Source organism: Silanimonas sp., assembly GCF_044377035.1.
Taxonomy (GTDB): domain Bacteria; phylum Pseudomonadota; class Gammaproteobacteria; order Xanthomonadales; family Xanthomonadaceae; genus Silanimonas.
Window position 1 is genome coordinate 20267 of sequence record NZ_JBILJW010000003.1, and the last position, 11773, is coordinate 32039.

The following is an 11773-nucleotide window of genomic DNA, read 5'->3' on the forward strand; positions in this document are numbered from 1 at the left end:
CCCGGTGCTTACTGCAGGCCGCGGCGCTTCAGCAGGGCCTCGACCTCGGGGTCGCGGCCCGCGAAGGCACGGTAGCTCTCCATCGGCTCGCGGGTGTTGCCCACCGAGAACACCTCGCGGCGCACGGCGTCGCCGTTCTCGCGGGTCAGGCCACCGCGCTGCTGCAGCACCGAGTAGGCGTCGGCCGCCAGCACTTCCGCCCACAGGTAGGCGTAGTAGCCGGCCGAGTAGCCGCCGGCGAAGGTGTGGGCGAAGTAGGTGCTCTTGTAGCGCGGCGGGATGGCGTTGATGGCCAGGCCGTGGCGCTCCAGCGACGCCTTCTCGAAGGCCTCGACGTCGGTCGGGATCTGGTCGGCGGGCAGGGTGTGCCAGTCGAGGTCGAGCAGCGCCGAGGCGATGTACTCGGCCGAATCGAAGCCCTGGTTGAAGTCGCCGGCGTCGATCACCTTCTGCATCAGCTCGGCCGGGATCGGCTCGCCGGTCTGGTGGTGCTTGGCGTAGTTGGCGAGCACCGCCGGGTCGAGAGCGATGTCCTCGAGGAACTGCGACGGGAACTCGACGTAGTCGCGCGACACGGCCGTGCCCGAGAGGCTCGGGTACTTGGTGTTGGCGAACAGGCCGTGCAGCGCGTGGCCGACCTCGTGCAGCAGGGTGGTGACCTCGCTGAAGCTCAGCAGGGTCGGCTGGCCGTCGGCGCCCTTGGTGATGTTCATCACGTTGACGACGACCGGCTTCTGGCCGAGCAGGGTGCTCTGCGAGACGTAGCTGCCCATCCACGCGCCGCCACGCTTGCTCGGGCGGGCGAAGTAGTCGGCGTAGAACAGGCCGATCGAGCTGCCGTCGGCGTCGAACACCTCATACGCCTTGACGTCCGGGTGGTAGACCGGCAGATCGGGGCGCGGCTTGAAGGTGACGCCGAACAGCTGGTTCATCGAGTAGCCCATCGCGTCGTTGAAGACGCGGTCGAGCTCGAAGTACGGCGCCACTTCGGCGGCATCCAGTGCATAGCGCGCGGCGCGGACCTTCTCGGCGTAGTACTCCCAATCCCAGGGCTGCACCGGACCCTCGACACCGTCGGCGGCCATCACCTTGGCGATCTCGGCTTCCTCGGCCTGGGCATTGGCGACGACCTTCGGCACGAGGTCGGTCAGGATCTTGTAGGCCGCTTCCGGCGTCTTCGCCATCTGGTCGTCGAGCACGTAGGCGGCCCAGTTCGGGAAGCCGAGCAGGGCAGACTTCTCGGCGCGCAGCTTGGCCAGTTCGAGCACGATGGGGCGGGTGTCGTTCTCGGCCTGCGTGCCGCGTTCGGCCGAAGCGCGCCAAACGCGCTCGCGCACGGCGCGGTCCTCGAGGCTCACGAGGGCCGGCTGGCGCGTGGTGTTCTGCAGCGTGATCAGCCACTGGCCCTCGAGATTGCGCGCCTTCGCAGCTTCGGCGGCGGCGGCGATGTCGCCCTCGGAGAAGCCCTTCAGCGCATCGAGGCTGTCGACGACGACGGCATTGGCATTGGTGGCGGCCAGCAGCTTGTTGCTGAACTCGGTGGTCAGGCTGCTTTCGCGCGCATTGATCTCGCGCAGGCGGGCCTTGCCGGCCTCGTCGAGCTGCGCGCCGGCGCGCACGAAGGCCTGGTAGCTGCGCTCGAGCAGGCGGGCGGACTCGGCGTCGAGGCCGAGCGTGTCGCGGGCGTCGTACAGCGACTTCACGCGGGCGAACAGCGGCCCGTCGAGGTAGATGCCGTCTTCATGCGCCGCGAGCTTCGGCGCCATCTCGACCTGCACGGCCTGGATGGTCTCGTTGGTGTGGGCCGACGACAACCCGAAGAACACCGCGGCCACGCGCTGCAGCACCGCGCCGCTCTTCTCCATCGCGACGATGGTGTTTTCGAAGGTCGCGGGCTCGGCGTTGTCGGCGATCGCGCGGATCTCGGCCGTGTGCTGCTTCATGCCCTCTTCGAAGGCCGGGCCGTAGTGCTCGTCCTTGATGGCGGCGAAATCCGGCGCGAGGTATTGCAGGGCGCTGGGCTGGAAGAAGGGGTTCGCAGCGTTCACCGCGGCGGCTTCCGCGGCGGGCACATCCGCCGGGGCCTCGGCGGGCTTGTTGCAGGCGGTGGCGGCGAGGGCGGCGGCGACGATCATGGCGAGTCGGCTCGGGGCAAGGCGGATCTTCACGGGGTGGGGCTCGGAGGCACGGACAGGGGCCGCGAGGATACCGGGCGGGCGTTAACGGCCCGTAGCCCGTTGGTCATGCCTCAGCTCATGCCGACCGGCGATGAGGCGGCCCGTGGTGCACACGTATTCACGGGCGCACACGACGCCTTCACGCGGTAGATTCCGGACATGAACAGCCCTGATCCCCGCACCGCCGGCGCGTCCGCTCCCCGGCTCCGCGACATCGACTTCCCGCCCACTGACGCGCGCCTGCGCGAGGACGTGGGCCGCCTCGGCAGCCTGGTGGGCGAGATCCTCGCCGAGCAGGGGGGCGAAGGCTTCCTTGAACGCGTCGAGCGCGTACGCCGCGCGGCCATCCGCCGCCGCGAGGACGCCGCGCCGCTGGCCGACCTGCAGGCCGAACTGGGCGCCCTGCCGCCCGAGCAGCACGCCGACCTGGTGCGCGCCTTCGCCCTCTACTTCTCGGCGGTGAACCTGGCCGAGCGCGTGCACCGCATCCGCCGCCGGCGCGACTACCAGCGCCACGGCGGGGGCGCGCAGCCCGGCGGGCTGCAGGACGCCTTGCAGCGACTGAAAGACGAAGGCATCGGGCTGGACGAGGTGCTGGCCCTGCTGCCGGCGCTGCGCATCGAGCCGGTGCTCACGGCGCATCCGACCGAGGCCGTGCGCCGCGCACTTCTCGACAAAGAGGCCGTCATTGCTCAGGCGCTGATCGCCGACATCGACGGCACGCGCACGCCGGCCGAAGCCCGCGCCGACCGCGAGGTGATCCGCACCGCGCTCACCGCCGGTTGGCAGACCGAGAGCGCCGCGCCGGAGAAGCCCACGGTGGCCGACGAATCGGCCCAGGTGGGCTACTACCTCGGCGACCCGCTGTACCGCGTGCTGCCGGTGTTCTTCGAGGCCTTCGAAGTGGCGTTCGAAGCGGTTTACGGCCGCGTGCCGGAGCTGCCGGCCTTGCTGCGCTTCGCCACCTGGGTGGGCGGCGACATGGACGGCAACCCGGCGGTGGGCGCCGAGACCATCGCCACGACCCAGCACCAGCAGCGCCAGCGCGTGCTGTCGGCCTACGTGGGCGACATCGAGCACCTGAAGGCGATGCTGACGCAGTCGCGCACCCGCGTGGCCTTCAGCGCCGGCTTCGAGGCGCGGCTCGAGGAATACGCGGCGCGCTGGCCGCAGGCCCTGCAGTACGAGGACACGCCGTACCGCGCGTTCCTTGGCCTCGTGCAAGCGCGCTTGACCGCGACCCGCGAGGACCGCCTCACCGGCTATCCCGATGCTGCCGCGCTCGACGCCGACCTCGCCCTCGTCGAGGACAGCCTGCTCGGCAGCCGCGGCGAGCACGCCGGCGTGTTCGCGCTGCGTCGCGTGCGCCGTCGCGTGGCCGCGTTGGGCTTCCACCTCGCTGCGCTCGATCTCCGCCAGCACGCCGACGTGCATCGGCAGGCGATCGCTGAATGGCTGGGCGAGCCCGGTTTCGTCGAACGCGACCGCGCCGCGCGTGTCGATCGCCTGCACGCGGCGCTGGACGAAGCGCTGCCGGTGGTTGAACCCGGCCAACCGCTGCCCGCCCGCGCGCTGCCGAAGGAGGCACCGGCCGCGCTGCGCATGCGCCAGGTGTTCCGCGCCGTGATCGAAGGCCGCGCGCGTTACGGCGCCAGCGCCTTCGGCCTGTACATCGTCAGCATGAGCCGAAGCGCCGAGGACGCGCTGGCGGTGTTGGCGTTGGCGCGCTGGTCGGGGCTGGTGGATACGCGCGGCCGCGTGCCGCTCGACGTGGCGCCGCTGTTCGAAACCGTCGACGACCTTGCCGCCGCGCCCGACACGCTGCGCGACCTGCTCGCCGACCCACGCTGGCGCGCCCACCTGAAGGCCCGCGGCGACCTGCAGTGGGTGATGCTCGGCTACAGCGACAGCGCGAAGGACGGCGGCTTGATGGCCGCGCGCTGGGCGCTGCAGCGGGCGCAGGTGCGCCTGGGCGAGGTGGCCGCCGAGTTCGGCGTGAAGCTCCGCTTCTTCCACGGCCGCGGCGGCTCCGTCTCGCGCGGCGGGACGCGCACGGAGCGCGCCGTTATCGCCGGTCCGCGTGGCTCGGTCGGCGGCGTGCTTCGCCTCACCGAGCAGGGCGAAGTGATCCACCGGAAGTACGGGCTGCGCGCGCTCGCGCTGCGCAACCTCGAGCAGGCCACCGCCGCCGTGCTGCGCGCCACCCTGGCACCGCGAGCGCCGGAGCCGCGCGAGGCCGCGTGGCGCGAGATCGCCGACCACCTGTCCGAAGTCTCGCGTGCCGCCTACCGCGAGCTCGTGTACGAGCGCCCCGACTTCGTCGATTACTTCCGCGACGCCACGCCCATCGACGTGATCGAGCGTCTGAACATCGGTTCGCGGCCGAGCAAACGCGGCGCGGGGCTCGATGGCCTGCGCGCCATCCCGTGGGTGTTCGGCTGGAGCCAGAACCGCAGCAACCTCACCGCCTGGTACGGCGTGGGCAGTGCCTTGGCCTCGGCGCGTGCACGCTTCGGTGACGCCGCACTCGTCGAGATGGCGCGCGACTGGCCGTTCTTCGACACCGTGCTCGACGACCTCGAGATGATCCTCGCCAAGACCGAGCTGGGCATCTTCGAGGCCTATTCGCAGCTGGCCGGCGAGCGCCACGCGCGCTACTTCGCCGACATCGGCGCCGAGTTCGAGCGCACGGTGCAGGGCGTCGAAGCCTTGCGCGGCGCGGCCCTGCTGGCCGGCGACGCCCGCCTGGCGCGTTCGATCCGGCTGCGTAATCCGTACGTGGACCCCATCAGCCTGCTGCAGGTCGAACTGCTGCGCGATTGGCGCGCCGCGGGGCGCCCCGACGACGCCCGCTTCCGCGCGCTGGCGGCCACGGTGAACGGCATCGCCGCCGGCGTGCAGAATACGGGCTGAGCCCACCCCGCCGGACCGGATGCCGAACCCGACACGCCACGTTCTCCCACGCCTGCTCGCCGTTATCGCGATGGGGCTGGCGCTGCTGGTGCCTTCGGTGGCCGGCGCGGTCTCGGTGCAGCGGCTGCAGGGCAAACCCTTCGCCATCACCTTGGACTGCCGGGCCCCCGCCCCGGCGGACGCGCAGCAGGTCCGCATCGAGGCGCCGCCCGAGGGCTGGCCGGCCTGGGGGCAATCGGTGCTGGTCCTCGATGCGCCGCCCGGCCTGGTCACGTTCCGGCGCGGCGACGAGGCGCGCTGCGGTCTCTCGTTCGATGCCCGCAGCACCGACGCGCGGCTGCGTTCCGGTGTGGGCACCCAGTTCAGCGCGGCGCCCGGTTCGCGCGAGGCGATCATCGTCACGGCGCCGTCCAACCGCTGGTTGGGTTGGGCGATGACCTTGCGTTACGGCGACCCGGCAGCCGTGCAGCGCGAGGACACGCTGCGCTTCGCCATCCGCGTCGGGGGCTTTGCCATCCTCGCGGCGATGCTGCTGTCCTCGTTGCTGCTGTTCGCCAACGTGCGCGACCGCGCCTCGCTGGTGTTCGCCGCCACCATCGCGGCCTACGCGCTGTGGATCGGCCTGCGGACCGGGCTCGCGGCCTGGCCGCGGCCGTGGATCGATTCACCGGCCGCCGTGCAGTTCGCGATCCTCACGCTGCTGCCGATGGCCTTGGCCGGCGTCTGGTCGGTCGCCTTGACCCACTCGAAGGTCGACCGGGTGTTCCCGAAGCTGGCCGTGACCCACCGGTTGGCGGGTGGACTGGCCGTGGCTGCGATCGTCGCGTGGTTCGTCTGGCCTGCCGGCCGCGAGCTGGTCTATCCGGCGCTTCGCGGCATCGCGGCGGCGATGCTGCTCGTGCTGCTGCCCTTGCTGGTTCTCGCCCTTCATCGCGGCTCGAGGAACGCCTTGGCGGTGCTGATCGCCCTGCTGCCGCCCCTCGTGGTGGTGGGTCCGTTCTACGACGGCCTGCTGAGGCCTTGGCGGGGCGAGGCCCTGCTGCTGTCCGGCGCCTGGTTCGCCATCACGATGACAGTGGCGATGTCGCAGCGCATCGGTGCCCTGCGCCAGCAGCGCGACCGCATGCGCGCGCTGGCCGAGCGCGATGCGCTGACGGGCTTGCCGAATCGCCGTGCCCTGGCCGAGGTGCTGCCGCGCCTCATCGACGAAGCGCGCGCACAGGCCCGTCCGTTGGCCGTGGTGTTCGTCGATCTCGACCACTTCAAGGCCATCAACGACAGGCACGGCCACGCGGTCGGCGACGAAGTGCTCGTGGAAGCAGCGCGGCGGCTTGCCGACCGCCTGCGTGGCGGCGAAATGGCGGCACGCCATGGCGGGGAGGAGTTCGTGCTGCTGTTGCCGGGCGCGGATGGGCAGCGCGCCATGGCGGCGGCGCAGCGCTTGCGTGCGGCCTTGGCCGACACGCCGTTCGGCACGACGGTCGGCCCGCTGTCGGTCACGGCCAGCTTCGGCGTGGCCAATCTCGAGCCCGGTGCCGCGCGGCGGGCCTCCAGCCCGGCCGAGCTGCTGGCCCGGGCCGATGCGGCGATGTATCGGGCGAAGCAGGCGGGACGCAACCGGGTGGCGGGCTCGGAGCCGGCGTAGCGGGTCGTCAGGACTTCCGCGCGCGGCCGGCCACGGCCACGCCGGCGAGGATCACCGCGCCGCCGGCGAGCATGGCCGGCGTGATCGCCTCGTCCAGCAGCAGCGCGCCCCAGGCCACGCCGAATACCGGCGCGATGTAGGTGACCATCGTCGCCTTGGTCGAACCGATGCGGGCGATCAGTCCGAAATAGATCAGGTAGGCGATGCCCGTACAGGCCACGCCGAGGAACACCACGCAGGCCAGCGCCGTCCACGAGGGGAACGCGGCGGGCCATTCGGCCAGCGCCGGACCGAGCAGCCACAGGCTGGCCAGCAGCTGGCTGCCGAAGGCGAGGCCGAGCGGCGTGACGCCAGCGAAGCCGGTGCGCGCGTAATGCGCGGCGTGGCCGTAGCAGGCCGTCGCGGCGAGCCCGGCGAGAATCGGCAGGAGGGCCGCGCTGCCGATGTCGTTCAACTTCCCGGCGACGAGCACGCCGACGCCGATGAAGCCGAGTGTCAGGCCCGCCCACAGCTGGCGCCCGGCGGCGAGGCCGAAGAACAGCGTGCCGATCACCGCGCCCCACAGGGGCGTCGTCGCGTTCAACAGCGCGCCGTAGCCGGCGCTGAGGTGGATCGTCGCCCAGGTGAGCAGCAGGAAGGGCGCGGCGGTGTTGGTGAACGCCATCAGCGTCATCGCGCCCCAGCGACCGGACAGCGGCGGCCGTTCGCGACGCCAGCCGAGCAGGGCACCGAGGAAGACGGCAGCGACGGTCACGCGCATCCACGCCAGCGGCGCGGCGCCGAGCTCCGGCCCGGCGATGCGCATGAACAGGAACGAGCTGCCCCACAGGCCGGCGAGCAGGACGAGCAGGGCGAGATCGCGGGGACTCATGGTTTCGCCGGTGTCGGGAGGCCGCGGAGTATGGCAGCGACGGCGGATTCATCCGGCGCTGAAGCGGGAACGTTATTGTGTAACCCCTTGTTTTGGAGCCTGTCATGACCGTTCGCCCGCTCTGTATCGCGCTGTTCGCCGCGCTTGCCGTTCCGTCGTTCGTGGCCGCGCAGGCCCAGCATGCCCACGTCCATGGGCAGGCCTTCGTCGATGTGGCGGTGGACGCGGGCGTTGTCGAGATCAACCTGCGTGCGACCGCCCAGGACCTGGTCGGTTTCGAGCGCGCCGCGGCAACGCCCGCGGAAGAAGCGCAGGTCCAAGCGGCCCGCAAAGCCGTGCTCGACCACGCGCGCTTGTGGCGCTTCAGCGTCGCGGCCCGCTGCGTGGCCGAAGGGCCGGTTCTGGAGGTGCCGGGGGCCGGTGAGGCGCACGAGCACGACCACGACCACAGCCACGATCACGATCACGAAGGCCACGACGATCACGTCGCGCATTCGGATTGGACGGTGCGTTACCGCTTCCGTTGCGCGGCGCCCGAGGCCCTGCGTGCGATCGACAGCGGGATGTTCGCGGTGTTCCCCTCGCTGCAGTCGGCGACCGTGCAGGTGCTCGACGCGACCGGCGCACGCGAGGAGACCCTGACCGCCTCGGCGAATCGCCTCACGCTGGCGCAATGAGCGAGGTCCTTCGCATCGAGGGGCTGCGCTTCGCTTGGCCCCGCAGTCCGTGGACCTTGGACGTGCCCTCGCTGGTGCTCGAGGCGGGGGATCGCGTGTTCCTGCACGGCCCGAGCGGCACCGGCAAGAGCACGCTGCTGAACCTGATCGCCGGCACGCTGCTGCCGCAGGCCGGCGCCGTGCGCGTGGCCGGCGAGGACGTGGCGAAGCGCTCCGGCCCGGCTCGCGATCGGCTGCGCGCCGACCACCTCGGCATCGTCTTCCAGCAGTTCAACCTGCTGCCCTTCCTGTCCATGGTCGACAACGTCACGCTGCCGTGCCGTTTCTCGAAGCGCCGTCGCGAGCGCGCGTTGCAGCGCTTCGGCAGCCTCGACGCCGCGGCGCGCCACTACCTCGCGGCGCTGGGCTTGGGCGAGGCGGCGCAGGCCTCGCGCCGCGTCATCGAATTGTCGGTGGGGCAGCAGCAGCGGGTCGCGGCGGCGCGTGCGCTGATCGGTGGGCCCAGCCTCGTGCTCTGCGACGAACCCACGTCGGCGCTCGACACCCGCAACCGCGACCAGTTCATCGACCTGCTGTTCGCCGAGTGCGAGGCCGCCGGCACCGCCCTGCTGTTCGTCAGCCATGACCTCTCGCTGGCTGCGCGCTTCCCGCGCCAGCAGGCCTTGGGCGAACTCACGGCATCCGGCGTCGAATCCGCGGAGGCCCTGGCATGAGCGGCCTGATCGGCTTGGCCTGGGCCAGCCTGAAGAACCGCCGCGCTACCGTGCTGCTGACCGTGCTGACGCTCGGCCTCTCGGTGCTGCTTCTGCTCGGCATCGAACGGATCCGCCACGAGGCCCGCGACGCCTTCCTGCGTTCCGTCGCCGGCACGGATCTGATCGTTGGCGCGCGCGCGCATCCGGTGCAGTTGCTGCTGTATTCGGTGTTCCGCCTCGGCGAGCCCACGGCCAACCTGCAGTGGGACACCTACGAGAAGCTCAAGGCGCTGCCGCCGGTGGCCTGGACGGTGCCGATCAGCCTCGGCGATTCGCATCGCGGCTACCGCGTGGTCGGCACGACGGGCGAGTACTTCGCGCGGATGGGCTTCGGCGAGCGGCGCGGCTTGGAATTCCGCGAAGGCCGCCCCTTCGAGGCCCTGCACGATGCGGTGATCGGTGCGGACGTGGCCGACACGCTGGGCTACGCCTCCGGCACGTCCATCGTGCTGGCGCATGGCACGGCGCGGGTGGCCACGCAGGCCCACGATGACCAGCCCTTCACCGTCGTCGGCGTGCTGGCCCGCACCGGCACCGCCATCGACCAGGGCGTGTTCGTCTCGCTGGAGGCCATCGAGGCCATCCACCTGAACTGGCGCGGCGGCATGCCGATTGGCCGCGCGCGGGTCGATGCCACGGCCATCCCGATGGAGCGCCTGCAGCCGAAGAGCATCACGGCTGCCTTTGTCGGGCTGGAATCGCGCACCGCCACCTTCCAGGTGCAGCGCGTGGTGAACGAGTACCGCGCCGAGCCGCTGACGGCGATCCTGCCCGGCGTCGCGCTGACCCAGCTCTGGGCGCTGATGGGCGGCGTGGAGCGCGCGCTGCTCGTCGCCGCGGGCGCCGCCGTGCTCGCCGCGCTGATGGTGCTGCTCACGACGATCCTCGCCACGCTCAATGAGCGGCGGCGGGAGATGGCTCTGCTGCGCGCCGTCGGTGCCGGGCCGCGGCACGTGTTCGGCCTGCTGCTGGCCGAGGCGGCCCTGCTGACCGGGGCCGGGCTGGCCTTGGGCGTGATCCTGCTGGAAGGGGCCCTGTGGCTGCTCGGGCCCTGGCTGGAGGCGCGCTTCGGGGTGTTCCTGTCGCCCGGCCTGCCCTCGATCCGTGAAGCCGTCGTGCTCGGCGGCATCTGGGCGGGCGGTATCCTTCTGGGCCTGTTCCCGGCGGCCGTGGCCTACCTGCGCTCCCTGCAGGACGGCGTGGCCGTCGATCGATGACTTCCGAGGTGTTGCCGATGTCGATGCGTTTCTCCCGCCTTTTCGCCGCTGCCGCCGTGTGCGCCGCGCTGCTCGCGCCCGCGTACCTCGCCGCGCAGGAGCCCGAGATCGGGGCGCGCCCGGCCACCGACGGCCTGCCGAAGAGCGATGCCCGCGAGATCGACTGGCTGGAGCTGCTGCCGCCCGAAGACCTGAAGGCCCTCGAGGAGATGCCCGAGGTCGACCACGAGGGCCAGATGCAGATGCCGCAGGCGATGAGCAGCACGAAGACGGTCGCGGCGATGGATGGGGTGAAGGGCAAGGTGCCGGGCTACCTCGTGCCGATCGCCTTCGACGACCAGCAGCGCGTCACCGAGATGTTCCTCGTGCCGTACTTCGGCGCCTGCGTGCACGTGCCGCCGCCGCCGCCGAACCAGCTCATCTACATCAAGCCGAAGAACCCCGTCGAGCTCGGCAACCTGTGGGACGCCTACTGGGTGCATGGCACCGTGCGCGCCTCGCTGGTCGAGAACGCGATGGCGACGTCGGCGTATGCGCTGGAACTCGATCGTCTCGAGCTGATCGAGGAGTAATGGGATGAGGGTGGCGCTCCGCCTCTTCGCGGTGCTCGCCTTCGGGTTGGCCGCCGCCGCGGGCGCCACCGCCCCGGCGACGAGCGGTGGTGCGATGCCCGGGCCCCTTGTTCGCGTCTGTTACAACGACCAGCTGGGCCCGCCGGACGGCGGGCATTTCTCCCTGCAACTGATGCGGGCCGTCGTGGCGGCCGAGCCGGCCTTGCGCTTCGAACTGCAGCCGTTGCCTTGGGTGCGTTGCCTCATCCTCGCATCGCGCGGCGACGCGGACGCGATTCTCGGGGCGAGCTTCACGCCAGAGCGCGCGCTGGATCTCGTCTATCCCCGCGATGCGCAGGGCCGTGCTGATGAATCGCGACGCCTGTTCGCCCAGGGCTACCGCCTGCTTCGGCGGCAGGGCGACGCCTTGGACACCGACGGCCAGCGCTTCATCCATCTCGTCGGCCCGATCGGCGTCGAGCGCGGCCACAGTGCGGCATCGATCGCGCGGGCCGGCGGTGCCGACACCGACGACAACCATCCGGACGTGACGGCGATGCTGGCCAAGCTCCGCAACGGCCGCCTCGGCGGTGCGCTGGTGGCCGAGCCGCAATACGCCTCGCTGCGCGGTCGGCCGGGCGCGCTCGATGGCCTCGAAGCCACGCCGACGGTGCTCCAGCCGCGAGGCTACTACCTCGTGTTCTCCGCGGCGTTCGCCCAACGCGAACCGATCCTCGTCGAGCAGCTCTGGAACGAAGCGGCGCGCCAGCGCGATACCCCGCGCATCCGCGAGGAGACCGCGCTCCAGCAGGGCTCGAGCACCTTGGGTGATCCACCATGAGCGCGACGCATTCGCGGCGTATCGGATGTCGCCCGGCGAGGGCACTGCTGTGGGCTGCGCTGCTCGGGATGGCCGTCCCGGCTGCGGCCTGCGAGCTTGATGGCCTCTCGCATGGCTACGGTCCCA

At 71.4% G+C, this 11773-nt stretch carries 9 protein-coding genes; 7 read left to right on the forward strand and 2 right to left on the reverse strand.

Annotated features, from left to right (window positions below; genetic code table 11):
• Nucleotides 1-8: 8 nt before the first annotated feature.
• On the reverse strand, nt 9-2135 hold the full coding sequence (locus tag ACIQ6S_RS02175; protein ID WP_397607046.1) for a M3 family metallopeptidase: 2127 nt from the start codon (nt 2133-2135) through the stop codon (nt 9-11).
• A gap of 201 nt (nt 2136-2336) precedes the next feature.
• On the opposite strand from ACIQ6S_RS02175, the gene ppc reads away from it, so the two are divergent.
• Nucleotides 2337-5090 (forward strand): phosphoenolpyruvate carboxylase, encoded by a 2754-nt coding sequence (gene ppc / locus ACIQ6S_RS02180; protein WP_397606911.1) that lies wholly within the window; start codon nt 2337-2339, stop codon nt 5088-5090.
• A gap of 19 nt (nt 5091-5109) precedes the next feature.
• On the forward strand, nt 5110-6735 hold the full coding sequence (locus ACIQ6S_RS02185) for a GGDEF domain-containing protein (protein WP_397606912.1): 1626 nt from the start codon (nt 5110-5112) through the stop codon (nt 6733-6735).
• A gap of 7 nt (nt 6736-6742) precedes the next feature.
• On the opposite strand, the gene ACIQ6S_RS02190 is transcribed toward ACIQ6S_RS02185, so the two are convergent.
• Nucleotides 6743-7606 carry a DMT family transporter gene (locus ACIQ6S_RS02190; RefSeq protein ID WP_397606913.1) on the reverse strand — a complete coding sequence of 288 codons (864 nt, stop codon included), beginning with the start codon at nt 7604-7606 and terminating at the stop codon, nt 6743-6745.
• 104 nt (nt 7607-7710) lie between these two features.
• Here ACIQ6S_RS02190 and ACIQ6S_RS02195 point away from each other — a divergent pair, with 104 nt between their 5' ends.
• The 5 genes from ACIQ6S_RS02195 to ACIQ6S_RS02215 are packed head-to-tail and all read left to right on the forward strand — an operon-like array spanning nt 7711 to nt 11647.
• A complete protein-coding gene (locus ACIQ6S_RS02195; protein ID WP_397606914.1) occupies nt 7711-8283 on the forward strand; it encodes a DUF2796 domain-containing protein in 573 nt (190 codons plus the stop codon).
• Nucleotides 8280-8996 carry an ABC transporter ATP-binding protein gene (locus tag ACIQ6S_RS02200; RefSeq protein ID WP_397606915.1) on the forward strand — a complete coding sequence of 239 codons (717 nt, stop codon included), beginning with the start codon at nt 8280-8282 and terminating at the stop codon, nt 8994-8996. The genes ACIQ6S_RS02195 and ACIQ6S_RS02200 overlap by 4 nt, the downstream gene beginning before the upstream one ends.
• The gene (locus ACIQ6S_RS02205) at nt 8993-10255 is read left to right on the forward strand and encodes an ABC transporter permease (protein ID WP_397606916.1); all 1263 of its coding nucleotides are present in this window, start codon (nt 8993-8995) and stop codon (nt 10253-10255) included. Before ACIQ6S_RS02200 ends, ACIQ6S_RS02205 begins: the two co-directional genes overlap by 4 nt.
• Nucleotides 10256-10278: 23 nt before the next feature.
• The gene (locus ACIQ6S_RS02210) at nt 10279-10827 is read left to right on the forward strand and encodes a DUF3299 domain-containing protein (protein ID WP_397606917.1); all 549 of its coding nucleotides are present in this window, start codon (nt 10279-10281) and stop codon (nt 10825-10827) included.
• A gap of 4 nt (nt 10828-10831) precedes the next feature.
• A complete protein-coding gene (locus ACIQ6S_RS02215) occupies nt 10832-11647 on the forward strand; it encodes a substrate-binding periplasmic protein (RefSeq protein WP_397606918.1) in 816 nt (271 codons plus the stop codon).
• The last annotated feature ends 126 nt before the right edge of the window (nt 11648-11773 follow it).

What these genes read in the sequence shown, in the direction of transcription:
- ACIQ6S_RS02210 (WP_397606917.1), top strand. Translation starts at nt 10,279, where the DNA reads ATGCGTTTCTCCCGCCTTTTCGCCGCTGCCGCCGTGTGCGCCGCGCTG.
- ACIQ6S_RS02195 (WP_397606914.1), top strand. Translation starts at nt 7,711, where the DNA reads ATGACCGTTCGCCCGCTCTGTATCGCGCTGTTCGCCGCGCTTGCCGTT.
- ACIQ6S_RS02175 (WP_397607046.1), bottom strand. Translation starts at nt 2,135, where the DNA reads ATGATCGTCGCCGCCGCCCTCGCCGCCACCGCCTGCAACAAGCCCGCC.
- ACIQ6S_RS02190 (WP_397606913.1), bottom strand. Translation starts at nt 7,606, where the DNA reads ATGAGTCCCCGCGATCTCGCCCTGCTCGTCCTGCTCGCCGGCCTGTGG.
- ACIQ6S_RS02200 (WP_397606915.1), top strand. Translation starts at nt 8,280, where the DNA reads ATGAGCGAGGTCCTTCGCATCGAGGGGCTGCGCTTCGCTTGGCCCCGC.
- ppc (WP_397606911.1), top strand. Translation starts at nt 2,337, where the DNA reads ATGAACAGCCCTGATCCCCGCACCGCCGGCGCGTCCGCTCCCCGGCTC.
- ACIQ6S_RS02205 (WP_397606916.1), top strand. Translation starts at nt 8,993, where the DNA reads ATGAGCGGCCTGATCGGCTTGGCCTGGGCCAGCCTGAAGAACCGCCGC.
- ACIQ6S_RS02215 (WP_397606918.1), top strand. Translation starts at nt 10,832, where the DNA reads ATGAGGGTGGCGCTCCGCCTCTTCGCGGTGCTCGCCTTCGGGTTGGCC.
- ACIQ6S_RS02185 (WP_397606912.1), top strand. Translation starts at nt 5,110, where the DNA reads ATGCCGAACCCGACACGCCACGTTCTCCCACGCCTGCTCGCCGTTATC.